The sequence below is a fragment of the Paenibacillus sp. FSL W8-0439 genome (assembly GCF_038008995.1).
Lineage (GTDB): Bacteria > Bacillota > Bacilli > Paenibacillales > Paenibacillaceae > Paenibacillus > Paenibacillus polymyxa.
Map to the genome: position 1 here is coordinate 390,311 of NZ_JBBPAK010000001.1, position 14,690 is coordinate 405,000.

Sequence of the window (14,690 nt, forward strand, 5' to 3'; positions counted from 1 at the left end):
TTTTATTTCTTCAGCTCTGCCAGAGTGTCCTCGATACGAAATTCAAATGCCAACTTCAACTGGTCGCTCATCAGGTGCCAGGCACTTTCAGCTACAGCGAGATCCCCGCTATGAGTAAAAGCATGTGCGGCGCCCATATATTTCTTATATGTTACGGGCACATCCGCTTCAATCAGCCGCTTGGCGTACAGCTCAGCTTCCTCAGCCAAGGAATCCAACTCAGCTGTTATGATCAGCGCAGGAGGAAGATCATGCAGCGATTCTGCATAAATAGGAGAAACCAACGGATTTCGCGCCTCATCTGGCGAGCGCAAATAGCTTTCATTGAAGATTTTTGCCACACGAGGCGGGATCGCCTTCTCAAATTGGGGCTTCAGCTTGGGATCTGTAGCAATATCCAGTGATGGGTAATCCAGCACCTGATACACAATTGGGAATTCTTTGCGATCCCGGGCCATAAGACACAGCGCTGCTGCAAGATTACCTCCTGCACTATGTCCGCCGACCGCAATGCGTTGGGGATCGATGTTTAGTACGTCAGGATGCTTGTACACCCATTGGGTCACATCATAACTTTCCTGTAGCGGAATAGGGAATTTATGCTCCGGGGCCAAGCGATAATCGACATTAACGACGACACAATTCGCTCGTTCGGCAATGACCGGGCACCAGGGGTCATCCATTTCAGCGCTGCCCATTATGAATCCGCTACCATGAAAATTGACGAATACAGGGAGTGGATCAGCAGACCGGAGGGAAGGTTCATATACAATTACCCTGGAATCACCTACAGAGGTGGGGATCATTCTCTCAGTCCGATGTACTTTGGGAGCATGCGAAGGCTTAAAATCGGATGCTGTTATCATTCGGCCAGCCGATCTGCGGGCAAGTTTGACGAACAGATTTTGTCTCAGTCTTCGCATCATTTGTCTTTCTCCTCTCTGAGGGCGCTGGGGGTGGTTAGACGCGAACCTTTAACATCTTCAAAAGCATCTCGTACGCGTGACAAATAGGTCTGAAACTGGCAGAGTTCCGATTCAGTAAAGTCTGACATCAGACGTGAAGCCAGCCCTATGAAAAAAGGGTCCATCTGCTGGATTTTACTTCTTCCTTTATCATTCAGAGAAACAAAAACTCCCCGCTTGTCATTGGGATCGTCGTATTTATTTATGAATCCTTCTTGCTCAAGAGAAATGACCATAGAACTGATGGCTGCCCGGCTGACACCCATCTTTTCAGCCAACGCTGAAGGAGATGACATTTCATCTCTTTGCGCAGAAAGTACACAAAGTGCAATATATTGCCCATAGGAGAGACCAAACTCACGCGAACGTTTTTCCATATTTTTTCTTATTTCGTATGTTATAGAAAATAAATCTACCAAAACACCAATCGGTTTATTGCCACCTGGAAATAGGTTATAGGCCAGTTGACGAATTTCGGAGTCCAAAAAAAAGAACATGCGATCCACCTCGATGTAGTTAATTAGTTAACTGTAATTTAATTAACCACTGGTTGCAATGATTTATACAAACTTTGTTCTGCATTTTTTGAAAAAGTATCGGCAAAACGTCACTTCCAGGGTCCAATGCACTGTTCAATACCTTGATCCACAAGAGCTTGGATGGAGGGCTGACGCAAGGTACGTCCTTCTTGCCACCGCCACTCACTATATTGAATTTTGGCGGTAAACATGGGCTTCACCCAAAATGCGTCTTGATGCCGATCCGGTTTGTTAATAAAAGGTCGCTCCGATAGAGTATGTGGTATCAGGCGCTCGGTAAGCTGACGCCAATCTCCACGAGTCAGCTTACCTGTACCCACGTGCCCGATATAGCGCAGCATTCCTTGCTTATCATACTGGCCCAGCAATACAGCGTTGATCACACCTCCGTTCAGGGTATAGCCACCGATAACGGCAATGATATCGCCATAATTTTTGACCTTGACCCATCGTCTGTCCTGTCCGCCCAATGTGTAGGGACTATCCAGTTTTTTGCACACAATACCTTCCATTCCTTGGCTGCACATAACCTGAAAAAGAGCCTGTCCATCAGGATGAGCAGGAGCCAGTTGGATCCGTTCATTCGGTATGATGATCTGATGCAGCAGTTCAAGCCTTTCCTGTAACGGTTTGCGATGAACCCATTCCCCATTTAGATATACAATGTCAAACAACATGTAAGTAGCGGGTACGGCTTCATAGGCTGCCTGAATTCGCTCCGTCCGGCGAATCAGATCCCGGCGCATAATTTCATGGAACGACGGTTTACCGTCGGCACCAAGTGCGATCATCTCCCCGTCCAGTATGACTGAATCTGCCCTACAGTAGGAGGAGAAGCGAGCAAGCTCCGGGTACAACAGCGTTCGTTCATGCTGCTTACGATTGAACAGACGCGTGTTGCCCTGGTCGTGATACGTTAAAATTCTTGTACCGTCCCATTTTATTTCGTAACGCCAAGGGCCTGCATCTATAGGGACTTTTTCACTCAGTTCTGGTTCAAACGGGATGACAGGTTTCATTTCCGTACCCAATACAGCACCTCCCTTTACCTTAATTGGAATAAATATAGTGTCGACGATAGTTCCTTTTTTATGTATGTGATGTTTCGCTGTCCCCTAAATAGGGGAATGATAAGGATATCTAGCGTGGGTATCAAGTGAATGCAGCGTTCGTTCGCATGGAGTCGTTACGGCATTTCTTCAGTCAGAAAGGGGATTGGTCTCATGAGACAAATTCGCGAGGAGGACCATGCAGTAGTCATGGTGGATGATGGACAGGTAGTTGCAGAAGTAGGTTATAAATCTGTAGATGACCACTCTCTGGTCATTGACCATACATTTGTATCTGAACAGTTACGGGGTCAAAAAATTGGCAAGGAGCTCATCGACAAAGTTGTTGCTATGGCGAGGGAACAGCATAAAAAGGTGATCCCGGCTTGCTCGTATGCGCTGGCTCTGTTCAAGCGCCATCAGGAATACAGCGACGTCTGGCAGCAATGAATATTGCTATCAAGGCGCGTTATTGCATAGCCGACACAACACCGGAGTGGGGAACGATCCCTTCCCGGTGTTTTTTGTGTGCATAAAGCTTGTAAAATGAATGCATTCTACCGTTGATATTGGGAAGTAAGAGTGGTTCCCAAATCGATGAAGCATATTTTCTGGAGAATGGCTGTGAAATTGTTCATACTGTTGTCACTTCACAGGCTATCTATGAGTTCTATATAATATATTATGGTTATGACCGCAAAAATAACGAAAACCTGAATTTAAACGAAGGAGACGCTCATGATGAATAAAGCGAGTGAGGACAAGCAGTACGTTCCAACGAGCAATCGTAATTTTACAGCCTTGATTATCACCGTTTCCATTATAGCCAATGTGATTATTTTGCTGTTGTTCTTTTCGCCGATCGGATACCAGGGGAGTGTTAGTTTTGATCTCACTATTTTCCCAAGGTTGAATGCGATTTTTAACAGCTTCACATTTATTTTCTTGGTGGCTGCATTGGTTGCGATTTTCAAGAAAAACATTAAGGTGCATAAAACCTTTATTCTGCTGGCCTTCGCCAGTACCGTTTTGTTTTTATTTTCCTATCTGACCTTCCATTACATTTCACCGGAAACTGCAAAATATGGCGGTGTGGGTATCCTTCGGCCGATTTACTTTACGCTGTTGATTTCGCATAGTATATTGGCGGCGATTATCGTACCGTTGGCGCTATTCACAGTTGTATGGGGATGGACGATGCAGGTAGCAAAACATCGTAAAATTGCCCGTTGGACGATGCCTATTTGGCTATATGTGAGCTTGACTGGAGTTTTGGTGTACGTTTTCATGGCTCCATATTATTAATAGATATGAATCCTCTGCGGGTTGATTTGGCAAACATGGCGTCTCTATTGAAGAGGCGTCTTTTTTGTATCCAATAAAAGAAAAATTATTCCTTCTAAATTTATTTTATTGAAAAAATGTTCCTTCTATAACGGTATTTCTGTTATAATTTACCTTAATCAACTAAGAACAAGGGGGTCACCATGTGACAAAGAAAGCGAAAGGCAGGTTACGGTTGCTTGTATCTATGCTGGCGCTGGTTGTACTGCTGAGCGGCTGCGGTGGCGGAGGCTCAAAGCCGGAAAAGGTAGACGGAGGGAAAGTGACACTCCAATTTTGGACCATTGCGCTACAACCTACATTTACCCCGTATTTTAATCGGGTCATTGCCGATTATGAGCAGAAGAACCCTAATGTCAAAATTGATTGGAAGGATTACCCGTATGATGCAGTGACCAATAAGTTGTTGACGAGTATCGCTAGCAACAGCAGTCCGGATGTAGTGAATCTCAATACGGAATTTGCTAGCCAAATGGGCTCTAAGGGTGCTGTTGTTGATATGAATGAACACTTGTCGCCTGAGGAAAAGGCTGCTTATTTCGAAGGTATTTATAATTCGACTGTTATTAACGGTAAAGCTTATGCACTACCCTGGTATACAGGCACGGAAGTGCTTTACATGAATACAAAGCTAGTTAAAGCTGCTGGATTGGACCCTGCCCATCCGCCCAAAACGCGGGAGGAATTGTCAGAATGGGGCCGCCAAATCAATAGAAAAATCGGTAAGGCCGGCTATGCTCAGCAGCTTGTATCCAAGCTTTTTGCGGTTGACGGTATTCCTATCTTAAATAAAGAAAAGACAGCAGCTGCATTCAACACACCAGAAGCAGTCACCATGATTGATAATCTAAAAAAACAGATGGAAGATGGTGTCGTGCTCAAGGAAGATGCTGACTTCTCGCAGCAAGTGAAATATTACGCTGGCGAGCAGGTTGCCTTCGAGCTGGCGGGCCCGACATTCATTAATTTTATCAAAACGGCAGCGCCGGACGTATATAAAAATACGATTGCTGTTCCCGTCCCAACCGGTAAAGCTGATTTGCGGCTTTCCAACTCTATGGACCTGGTCGTACCTACCAAGTCTGCACATATAGACGAGGCGGTGAAATTTGCTGTTTTCTTAACAAATGCAGAGAGTCAAACGGCATTTTCTAAAGAGGCCAATACACTACCTTCCACGAAAGAATCGATTAAAGACCCGTATTTTACTCAGTCTGACCAATCATTAGAGGCACAAGCCAAGGTAGTATCTGCACAAAGCTTGGATAAGGCGACAGATTATATGGTCGGTGTGCCTAATGCCAAGGATGTGAACAGCGCGATCGCGCGAGCCTTGCAAAATATTTTATTGAACGGAAGTAATACGAAGGAGACGCTTACTGCCTTGGAGCAGGAAGTGAATGATATTTTAAAGCAATAGGTATGACAGGGGAGTAATGCGAATACTCCCCTGTTCATTTATCAAAATCAGGTGGTGATGCAGCATGATCAAATGGTTGAGGTCGGAGTCCTTTACGGCCTGGGCCTTTATGACGCCGGGACTGTTATTGCTTGCCGTCTTTGTATTTTGGCCTATTATTTACAGCATTCCGCTGGCATTGACGGACTACTCTGTCATATCAGATACCCATTTTGTCGGCCTGGATAATTTTGAAGCAGCGTTTAAGGACCGTAACTTTCTTATTTCGATTTGGAACTCATTGTTGTACGTGCTCATTGTTCCCTTTCTTCAAATATTCTCTATCCTGATGGCTGTGCTGGTGAACAGTCGTATCCCCGGAATTAAAATATTTCGTACGACCTACTACATCCCTGTTGTGACTTCGATGGTAGCTGTGGCCTTAATTTGGAGCTGGCTGTTGGGCAATAACAGCGTAGTGAACTATTTGCTTATACAAGTCGGTTTGATTAGCAAAGACATACACTGGTTATCGGACAGCAATTTAGCCTTGTATGTACTGATGTTCATCACGATGTGGAAGGGACTCGGGTATTATATGATGCTCTATCTGGCAGGATTACAAAACATTCCTCAAGATCTGTACGAAGCCGCTAGGGTGGATGGAGCCAGTCGATGGCGTCTGATTGTTCATATTACACTTCCGCTGCTGAAGCCATACGTTCTGTTTTGTACCCTCATATCGCTCATGTCAGCTATTCGCGTATTTGATGAGGTATATGTGTTAACCAAGGGTGGACCGGGAACGGCCACGTTGACATCCAGCTTGTATATTTTTCAAAAGGGGATGGAGCAGTTTAATTTTGGGTACGCTTCGGCACTTGGCTTAATTGTCGGTGCAATGATTGCGGTACTTAGTATTATTGTATTCCGATTCAATAGGAAAGGCGGTGTCAATCCCTATTGATGAATCTACAGAATGATAAAATGCTGCGCTCGTCTCTTCCTAAAAAAGAAAGCAGTCGCATCATGCGTAGTCTTGGTCGAGTGATCAGAATGACGGTAATGTATGTGCTTTTAGTGCTGCTAGCCCTCTTTTTGATGGGACCGTTTCTATGGCTGCTTAGTGTATCCCTCATGCCAGGCCGTAATATTTTTTCAACGCCGCCTGCGATCTTCCCGACCTTTATTGATTTCGACAACTATGTTCAGGTGTGGCAGTTCATGGATTTCCCTAAATATATGCTGAATACAGTCATCATTACGGTGTTGGGCGTTGTGCTCAATGTGGTACTGGCCAGTTTGACGGGATATCCCTTGGCTGTATTTCGTTTTAAGGGTAAAAATGTGGTGTTTACGCTGCTGATTGCTACAATGATTATTCCTTCTTACACGGCATTTATTGTGCATTATCTGACCATTCAAGGGCTTCATCTGGGCAATACATATATGGGTGTGGTGTTGCCTGGGGCAGTCTCTGTGTTCAACATTTTTCTAATGCGGCAGACGTTTATTCATATCCCCGCCGATGTGCGTGATTCAGGTAAAATGGATGGCGCTTCGGAGTTTCGAATTTGGTGGCAGCTGGTGCTTCCACTGGTCAAGCCGGCGCTTGCTGTGATTTCTCTGTTGGAGGCCATGTCGTTCTGGAACAGCTTCCTGTGGCCTATCGTTATTCTGAACGATACGGAGCTTTACCCGCTGGCAGCTGCGCTTACGTATCTCAATGGTCAGTTTGCCTATAATTTTGGCTGGATTGCTGCAGGCACAATGATTTCGGTATTGCCGATCATTATATTGTTCCTGTTCACACAGCGCTATTATATGGAAGGCTTGGCGGGAGCCGTAAAAGGCTAAGTCAGAAGTCTCGGCTACGGAGAGCCCGTAAATGGAAGGAGACGATTAGCATGGAACTGTCCAAAAGAATGAGACCTAATTCGGATGTAGGGCTAACACCGCAGGAGGTTCAATATTATTTTCGTGATGTGTATGACAGTGGGGACAAACTGGTTATCTCTGAACCGAACCTGATCTGTGAACTGTCCTCTCGCTTTGCAATGAATCAGGAGTATGAAGGTGTGCTTGACCCCGAGGGACCGATCAGGCTCATTGCACCTCCGGGGCCCGGTGTTCCGACTGAAACAAGGGGAAGCGTGCAGTTGATGCTCGAATATGACGGAACGCTTACTGCAGATGGATATCGTTTGGACATTCAGAAGGAAGGTAGAATTGAAATCCATGCGTTCAATAAAAGAGGGCTTAAGTACGGCATGGATGCCCTACATCTCCTGCTTCAAGTAGAACAGGAACGATGTACGCTACCGGTGATATCTATTCGGGATGAGCCTTCCTTTCCGGTCAGAGGAATCATTGAAGGCTTCTACGGGAAACCGTGGAGTTTCGCGGATCGGCTGGATGCCGTTCATTTTATGGCTGCGCATCGGATGAACACGTTTATGTACGCTCCCAAGGATGATCCCTATCATCGCGAGCTATGGAGGGAACCGTACCCCGAGGAGATGTTTGCCCAAATCCGCGAATTAAAGGAAGCCTGTGAACGGCACGAGATTGATTTTCACTATTGTATTAGTCCAGGGAATGACCTGAATTTTGGTAGCGCTGAAGATTTTCTCAAATTGACGGAAAAGTTGGCAGCCATGATAGCGATAGGCGTGCGCCATTTTTCTGTATTAATGGATGACATTGACTACGTCCTTAAAGGAGAAAATCGGCATTTGCTGGGCCGCTCGGGCCACGCCCATGTCTTTTTGACGAACAAGGTTCATACATGGTTGGCTGAGCGGCTGCCTGAATTTACGCTGACAGTCTGTCCATCGGAATATTGGTCCTATTGGGATACCGAATACAAAAAGGATTTCCGGGAGCGATTGCATCCAGATATTAAGGTATTCTGGACGGGATACTTTGTATTTGCTCCACAGATTGGTCGCCAGCATGCTGCCGATAATCATGCATTCTATGGGCATGAGCTGTGGTTATGGGATAACATCCCGGTGAATGATTGTGACCATGATCGGTTATTCCTCGATCCGCTGCGCGGACGGTATTCCGGGCTTCCAGCTTGCGGACATACCGGCATGGTGGCCAACCCAATGAACCAATGGGAGTGCTCCAAGGTGACGCTTATTACGATGTCCCACTATATGTGGAACAGTGAGCGTTATATGCCGGAGCTGTCCTGGGAATGGGCTGTGCGGGAGTTAGCGGGGGAGCATGCAGATGAACTGATGTTTTTCTGTCGCCAAAACAAGAACAGCCGACTGGGCGGCAACACGTATGAGGACGTGGACCTTGCCTTGCAAATGCGCGATATCCCTGCGCTGGATATCTACTTCGAGCGGCTGCTTCACGTTGTGAGCGTCCTACAGAATATATCTGCCAATGATGCGGCGGCAGGCTTCGTGGCACAGGCTACGCCTTGGCTGGAACGTGCCAAGTTGGATGTGGACCTGTGGCATGTGCTGCGCCAAGCTGCGCTAGGCAACGAGCGCCAGAACGATGTGCAGTCGCTAGGAAACCTCATGCAGAGCGAAGCAACTGGCGGACAAAAGCCGCCGCCTCTGACGGACGAGGTCGTGGACGAACTACGACGCGGTATCACGGCTTGCCTAGAAGCAGAGACTCGACTGGGGAACAATCCGGCGATCCGTGCCGCCGTGCAGTGGGGTTATGTCGATCAGGATGAACAAGGCAAATATCGACTGATCTTGTGAGAATTGGTGATGGTTAAGAAACAAGACAGCATAGCTGCCTTGAAAATTACCATTTGCCGTTAGAATAACGGTAATTTCCAGGAGAGGTGGAGCGTATGGTGAAGCCAAATACCCGATTACTTTTTGTACCGCTGGATGAGCGGCCCTGCAATTATCAATTTCCTTACTTACTAGCACAGGGCACAGACCTTGAAATGGAGCGCCCTCCTTTAGAATGGATGGGACAAAAGAAAACCCCTGGTGATACGACCAGACTATGGGCATGGCTCGAAGAACGTGCGGCGAGTGCTGATGGGGCGATTATTGCGATGGATACGCTGCTGTACGGAGGAATTGTACCCTCTCGGCTACACGGAATGTCGATTGAGCAGGTCACGGACAGGGCCAATCGTCTTCGTCTGTTGAAGCAGCTATACCCGCAACTAACTCTGTATGCCTTTCAATTGATTATGCGTTGTCCGCAATATTCTTTGGCTGATGAGGAACCAGACTACTATGCTGATTGGGGTCGTGAGATATTCAGAAAGGGTTTCATTGAGCATCGTCAGGAGCTAGCGATTGCTACCGCAGAAGAGTTGCTGGAATTAGCGGACATCGACGAGCGTTTGCCTATAGAGATTTTGGACGATTATCTAGGGCGTCGCCGTGTGAATTTGGAAGCCAATCAGGTAACACTGGAACTGGTAGCAGAAGGCGTGATTGATTTTATGATCATTCCACAGGATGATTCGGCTCCCTACGGCTATACCGCCAAGGATCAACAGCGACTAAGAAGTCGTATTTCCGAGCTTGGGCTAGATTTGAAAGTATACATGTATCCGGGGGCAGACGAAGTGGGTTGTACGTTGCTAGCTCGTTGGGTGAATCGGACGAATCATGTAGTTCCACTGGTATATCCTCGATTGTCTGCTTTGCAGGGGGCGTTCGTGGTCCCGCTTTTTGAGGATCGTTATTTTTACGAAACGTTAAAGTATCAGATTATAGCGGCAGGTGGGCTGATTGCATCCTCAGCAGCGGAGGCTGATTTGATTTTGCTGGCCAACACACCTGGTGACACGATGGCAGAAGCTTCATCCCAGCAGCATGCGATGGCCGGATATGATGTACATCGGAATCTGGTAGAACTGGTGGAGTACGGTGCTCATATGCAGCATGATGCCAATAAACATATTGCAATTGCTGATGTAGCTTACGCCAACGGCGCCGATCTCAAGCTGCTTAGACTATTGAAGCAAAAAGGACTGCTTTTTAAACTGGCAGGCTATGCAGGCTGGAATACCAGTTCTAATACGCTCGGTACCGTCATTGCCCAGTCCATGCTTTATGTTCGCTATGGTCCTACGGAGGAGCACCAGGATTTTCTGGGGCTACGCTACGCTGAGGATGCCTGTTATTGCGCTGTGGTACGTACAGCTATGAATAATGGAATTGTGGAGCAGATGGGTTTTAACAAGTTTATGCTCGATGGCTCTAGAGGATCGGTAGCTGCGGTCATTCGCGGACGGCTGGAGCAGGCGCTCGATGAATATGTGAACGGGCCGGAGGGTCGCGTGGAAATTACAGATTGCTACATGCCGTGGAACCGTACCTTTGAAGTTGGATTGACCGTTCGGCATTATGCTGAGGAGAGGGAGTGATTCCTATGGAGATGGAAGCTATATTATCCAAGGTTCGGCATGGACTGATCGTTTCCTGTCAGGCGCTACCTGGCGAACCGTTGCATGGAACAGATTTTATGGTCAAAATGGCACGTGCTGCACAGGAGGGTGGAGCTGTAGCGATTCGTGCCAATGGTGCATCGGATGTACGTGCGATTAAACAGGCGATCCCTCTACCAGTCATTGGTTTGATTAAACGGGATTATGATGATTCTGATATTTACATTACGCCTACCCTCCGTGAAATGGAGGAACTGGTGGAGGCAGGTGCAGATATCATTGCGCTGGATGCCACATCACGACCGCGCCCAGCGGGGAGCAAGCTGAAGCAACTCATAGATTACGCTCATGAGCACGGAGTCACCTCCATGGCGGATATATCGACACTGGAGGAGGCGCTTCATGCGGCTTCCCTTGGTGTAGGCTGCGTATCCACGACGTTATCCGGTTATACGCCATATTCTATTCAGATAGAGGGTCCAGACCTGGAATTGGTGCGGAGAGCATCAGAGCTGGTTCCTGTTCCTGTCATTGCAGAAGGCAGATTCCATGATCCGGCACAAGTAGAGGAAGCATTTCGGCTGGGTGCACATGCAGTGGTTGTAGGCTCGGCGATTACTAGACCCCAATTGATTACGCAGCGGTTTGCCGATGCCGCAAGGAAGGCAGTGAAATGCATCTATGGAGATGAACGACCGAATTAACACGTATTATCCTTCATTAACGAAATCGGAGCAAAAAGTCGCTTTGTGCGTACTGGAGTGCCCCGCTGACATCATATATTTCTCCGTGACGGAGCTGGCTGACTTTGCAGGTACAGGCGAAACGACGGTTATGCGTTTTTGCCGGAAAATTGGTTTTAAAGGGTATCAGGATTTCCGACTGTCGCTGGCACAAAACCAGACTTATCGAAAAACCGATATGAGCGAGGAGAACATCGACCCAGATCACGAACATGATATTACCCGCACGGTGTATCACAATATGCTCGATATTTTGCACTCCAGCATGGGGCTCTTGGACCGTTCGGAGCTTAGTCGTGCGATAGCGTGTCTCGATCAAGCGGGTTATGTTCAATTTTTCGGTGTAGGTGCATCGGGAATTTCCGCACAGGATGCTAAAAACCGATTCTTGCGGATTGGGCGGCGCGCCGAGGCTGTGGCAGACGGACATATTCAGTCGATGATGGCCGTGTCCATGAGTCCTGGTGATGTCGCTATTGGCATCAGTGTATCAGGAAGTACACTGGATACCAACGACATGCTGCACAAGGCCAAGCAGAACGGAGCAACAGTTATCGCAATTACGAATTATGCAAAATCACCTATTACCTCCATTGCAGATATTGTTTTACTGACCGCAGGGAAGGAAGCTCCGATAGAAGGCGGTTCAATCGGCGCCAAAATCTCACAGCTATTCGTGATTGACCTCATCTGCGAAGGACTTGCTCGCAAGCACACAAGCCGCACCGAAGAGATGAAGGAAAAAACAGCGAGGGCGGTTATTGAACGAAGTTATTGAGATTCTGCGGTTGTAGATTAGAATATGATACGCTCCGACAGTTCATCATGTTTTTCTATCTATAGAAGGTTTGTGCTAAGAGCTCGTAAGCTTTTATGTGGGGGAACAAGGAGGATATGGTGGTGGCAGTTGCATTGAACAAAGTCATTGGGGTCGACATTGGAGGAACTTCCGTAAAGGCCGCCATAGTGGCGCGGGATGGATCGGTACTTGATGAAATCCGAATGGATACAGATGCCTCACGTGGGCGTGAATGGGTGTTGTCGCGTGTGTCTGAGGCTGTATTCGGACTGATGCGTTCATTTGGAGATACCAGTGTGAGTACCCCTATAGGTATAGGCGCTTTAGGTATTGCTACTGCTGGCAGAGTGAACGTGGAGAGCGGTGAAGTTGTGTACGCCACAGATAACCTGCCTGGCTGGCAGGGGACATCCTTGGTGGAGTGGGCTAAAGAAAAGTTGGCGCTACGTGCGGTTGCAGATAATGATGCGAACGCTGCGTTACTAGGAGAAGCGTGGCAGGGAGCTGGGAAGGGCAAACAGCGCTTGGTCATGCTCACCTTGGGAACAGGGGTCGGAGGCGCGTATATGGAAAATGGCCTCTTGTGTAGAGGGGCTCACTGGAGCGGCGGCGATTGGGGGCACAGTATTTTATTTCCCAAAGGTCACCCTTGTAATTGCGGGAAAAAGGGATGTGCCGAGCAATACGTATCAGGTAGTGCCCTGTTACGTCGAGGCAGTGAATACACCGGAAAATTGTACCGTTCGGGGAACGAGATTGTGACAGAGGCCACTCACGGCAATCTGAAGACAATTCAGGCGCTGGATGACTACACGGCAGATTTGGCTGTGCTTCTGGCTAATATTTCGGTGACCCTCGATCCTGAGTTGATCATTGTTGGGGGAGGAGTAGCGGATGCGGGGGAGGTATGGTGGCCCTTGCTCGAAAAGCATTTGTACCAACTGGGAGTTCAAACAGAAGTAAGTCGGGCAATGTTGGGCAATCGCGCTGGATTCATAGGCGCTGCTAGACTAGCTTTTGAAGTGATGGAATCTTAGTACAAAAATGAAAGGGGAACGAACCATGACGCAAAAACGGCTTGATGCCGATGTTGTTGTGATTGGCGGAGGTCTGGGAGGGACATCGGCAGCCCTTGCGGCGGCGAAAGCTGGTATGAGAGTCATCATGACAGAGGAGACGGACTGGCTGGGAGGGCAATTAACTTCACAGGCTGTTCCCCCAGATGAACACCGATGGATCGAACAGTTTGGTTGCACAGCAACATATCGTCAGTTCCGTAATCGTGTACGCGAGTATTACCGTCAGAACTATCCGTTAACCGAAGAAGCCTACAATGATCCGATTCTTAATCCTGGGAACGGCTGGGTAAGTCGTCTGGCCCATGAACCACGGGTAGCTCTACAGGTGCTTGAGGATATGCTTGCTCCTTACTTAAATACGGGACGCGTTCGTGTATATTATCACACCGTGCCTATTGCTGCTCAGACAGATGGAGATTGTATTACTTCTGTTACCGTCCGTACCTCGCATAATCCTGATCATAAGAGTGGCCTCAGAGTGCTGCGTGGAACGTTTTATCTGGATGCCACAGAGTGTGGTGATCTCCTTCCCATGGCGGGTGTGGAGCATACGAGTGGAGCGGAGTCACGGGCTGCAACGGGGGAGCCTCACGCACTGGAGTGTGCTAATCCTCTTGATATGCAATCTATCACACATGTGGCTGCTGTAGACTATATCCCCCAGGAAAGCTTCATTATAGAGCGACCGCAGCAATACGATTTCTGGAGAGATTATATCCCGTCATTTTCCCGTTTTCCGATTTTGAGCTGGTTTGCTACAGATGCAGATGATACCAGTAAGCTAAAACAGTTCACATTATTCCCTAACGATCAGGGTATTGTATCCTTATGGGATTATCGTCGTATCGTAGATCCTTCCATATGGAGCGAACCGCTAAACGATGGCGAGGTTACTCTTTTAAACTGGGCGCAAAATGATTATTACCTAGGACCATTGATCGGCGTCACCGCTCAGGAGCAGGCAAAACATCGCGAAGGAGCGCGTGAGTTGACCCGTTCATTAATATATTGGCTTCAAACTGAAGCTCCCCGCTTAGATGGAGGTTTCGGCTATCCAGGAATTAGACCACGGGGTGATTTTCTTGGGACTTCTGACGGGCTGGCTAAAACGGCTTATATTCGCGAGTCGCGTAGGATTAAGGCCAGGTATACGATCTCAGAGTTTGATGTAAGTCGTGAGCTTCGGGGTAAGGAGGGACCCAAACGGTATTCAGACAGTGTAGGTGTGGGCAGCTATCATTTAGATCTTCATCCGACTACGGTATCTCAGCGAACCTTTTATATCCCTAACTATCCTTATGAAATTCCATTGGGCTCACTTATTCCCGTGAGAGTACGTAATTTGCTTCCTGCTTGCAAAAATATAGGGATGACTCAAATA

General features: G+C 47.6%; 14 protein-coding genes (1 of these 14 cut by a window edge). 11 read left to right on the forward strand and 3 right to left on the reverse strand.

All coding sequences use genetic code 11. The features are described from left to right. Nucleotides 1-2: 2 nt before the first annotated feature. From MKX36_RS01640 to MKX36_RS01650, 3 genes are all read right to left on the reverse strand, one after another. The gene (locus tag MKX36_RS01640; RefSeq protein ID WP_340864107.1) at nt 3-926 is read right to left on the reverse strand and encodes an alpha/beta hydrolase; all 924 of its coding nucleotides are present in this window, start codon (nt 924-926) and stop codon (nt 3-5) included. Next, complete coding sequence (locus tag MKX36_RS01645) at nt 923-1,462, reverse strand: MarR family winged helix-turn-helix transcriptional regulator (RefSeq protein ID WP_064961837.1); 540 nt, start codon at nt 1,460-1,462, stop codon at nt 923-925. Before MKX36_RS01645 ends, MKX36_RS01640 begins: the two co-directional genes overlap by 4 nt. Nucleotides 1,463-1,572: 110 nt before the next feature. Next, a complete protein-coding gene (locus tag MKX36_RS01650; RefSeq protein ID WP_340864108.1) occupies nt 1,573-2,535 on the reverse strand; it encodes an ATP-dependent DNA ligase in 963 nt (320 codons plus the stop codon). Between the two features lie 192 nt (nt 2,536-2,727). On the opposite strand from MKX36_RS01650, the gene MKX36_RS01655 reads away from it, so the two are divergent. The 11 genes from MKX36_RS01655 to MKX36_RS01705 all read left to right on the forward strand — a co-directional run. Beyond that, nucleotides 2,728-3,003 carry a GNAT family N-acetyltransferase gene (locus tag MKX36_RS01655; protein ID WP_013369011.1) on the forward strand — a complete coding sequence of 92 codons (276 nt, stop codon included), beginning with the start codon at nt 2,728-2,730 and terminating at the stop codon, nt 3,001-3,003. 291 nt (nt 3,004-3,294) lie between these two features. Next, entirely contained in the window at nt 3,295-3,858 is a 564-nt protein-coding gene (locus tag MKX36_RS01660) for a DUF420 domain-containing protein (protein ID WP_017425709.1), read from the forward strand. 184 nt (nt 3,859-4,042) lie between these two features. Further along, nucleotides 4,043-5,317, forward strand: a complete 1,275-nt coding sequence (locus MKX36_RS01665; protein ID WP_340864109.1) for an ABC transporter substrate-binding protein — start codon at nt 4,043-4,045, stop codon at nt 5,315-5,317. Between the two features lie 64 nt (nt 5,318-5,381). Then, a complete protein-coding gene (locus MKX36_RS01670) occupies nt 5,382-6,263 on the forward strand; it encodes a carbohydrate ABC transporter permease (RefSeq protein WP_016820245.1) in 882 nt (293 codons plus the stop codon). Next, a complete protein-coding gene (locus MKX36_RS01675) occupies nt 6,263-7,153 on the forward strand; it encodes a carbohydrate ABC transporter permease (protein WP_025363791.1) in 891 nt (296 codons plus the stop codon). Before MKX36_RS01670 ends, MKX36_RS01675 begins: the two co-directional genes overlap by 1 nt. A 50-nt stretch (nt 7,154-7,203) precedes the next feature. Continuing rightward, complete coding sequence (locus MKX36_RS01680; protein WP_340864110.1) at nt 7,204-9,030, forward strand: protein O-GlcNAcase; 1,827 nt, start codon at nt 7,204-7,206, stop codon at nt 9,028-9,030. Nucleotides 9,031-9,125: 95 nt separating this feature from the next. Further along, entirely contained in the window at nt 9,126-10,667 is a 1,542-nt protein-coding gene (locus tag MKX36_RS01685; protein WP_340864111.1) for a DUF4127 family protein, read from the forward strand. A 5-nt stretch (nt 10,668-10,672) separates the two neighbouring features. Continuing rightward, nucleotides 10,673-11,392: an N-acetylmannosamine-6-phosphate 2-epimerase gene (locus MKX36_RS01690; RefSeq protein ID WP_019685891.1), complete on the forward strand. Its 720-nt coding sequence runs from the start codon at nt 10,673-10,675 to the stop codon at nt 11,390-11,392. Beyond that, nucleotides 11,370-12,209 carry a MurR/RpiR family transcriptional regulator gene (locus MKX36_RS01695; RefSeq protein ID WP_017425714.1) on the forward strand — a complete coding sequence of 280 codons (840 nt, stop codon included), beginning with the start codon at nt 11,370-11,372 and terminating at the stop codon, nt 12,207-12,209. The genes MKX36_RS01690 and MKX36_RS01695 overlap by 23 nt, the downstream gene beginning before the upstream one ends. A gap of 116 nt (nt 12,210-12,325) precedes the next feature. After that, nucleotides 12,326-13,267, forward strand: a complete 942-nt coding sequence (locus MKX36_RS01700) for an ROK family protein (protein ID WP_230877453.1) — start codon at nt 12,326-12,328, stop codon at nt 13,265-13,267. 25 nt (nt 13,268-13,292) lie between these two features. Then, nucleotides 13,293-14,690, forward strand: the 5' portion of a protein-coding gene (locus tag MKX36_RS01705; protein ID WP_340864112.1) for an FAD-dependent oxidoreductase. It continues 213 nt past the right edge of the window; 1,398 of the gene's 1,611 nt are visible here — the first part of the coding sequence; the start codon lies at nt 13,293-13,295; the stop codon falls past the right edge of the window.

What these genes read in the sequence shown, in the direction of transcription:
- MKX36_RS01690 (WP_019685891.1), top strand. Translation starts at nt 10,673, where the DNA reads ATGGAGATGGAAGCTATATTATCCAAGGTTCGGCATGGACTGATCGTT.
- MKX36_RS01685 (WP_340864111.1), top strand. Translation starts at nt 9,126, where the DNA reads ATGGTGAAGCCAAATACCCGATTACTTTTTGTACCGCTGGATGAGCGG.
- MKX36_RS01655 (WP_013369011.1), top strand. Translation starts at nt 2,728, where the DNA reads ATGAGACAAATTCGCGAGGAGGACCATGCAGTAGTCATGGTGGATGAT.
- MKX36_RS01675 (WP_025363791.1), top strand. Translation starts at nt 6,263, where the DNA reads ATGAATCTACAGAATGATAAAATGCTGCGCTCGTCTCTTCCTAAAAAA.
- MKX36_RS01695 (WP_017425714.1), top strand. Translation starts at nt 11,370, where the DNA reads ATGGAGATGAACGACCGAATTAACACGTATTATCCTTCATTAACGAAA.
- MKX36_RS01700 (WP_230877453.1), top strand. Translation starts at nt 12,326, where the DNA reads ATGGTGGTGGCAGTTGCATTGAACAAAGTCATTGGGGTCGACATTGGA.
- MKX36_RS01660 (WP_017425709.1), top strand. Translation starts at nt 3,295, where the DNA reads ATGAATAAAGCGAGTGAGGACAAGCAGTACGTTCCAACGAGCAATCGT.
- MKX36_RS01645 (WP_064961837.1), bottom strand. Translation starts at nt 1,462, where the DNA reads ATGTTCTTTTTTTTGGACTCCGAAATTCGTCAACTGGCCTATAACCTA.
- MKX36_RS01680 (WP_340864110.1), top strand. Translation starts at nt 7,204, where the DNA reads ATGGAACTGTCCAAAAGAATGAGACCTAATTCGGATGTAGGGCTAACA.
- MKX36_RS01640 (WP_340864107.1), bottom strand. Translation starts at nt 926, where the DNA reads ATGATGCGAAGACTGAGACAAAATCTGTTCGTCAAACTTGCCCGCAGA.
- MKX36_RS01670 (WP_016820245.1), top strand. Translation starts at nt 5,382, where the DNA reads ATGATCAAATGGTTGAGGTCGGAGTCCTTTACGGCCTGGGCCTTTATG.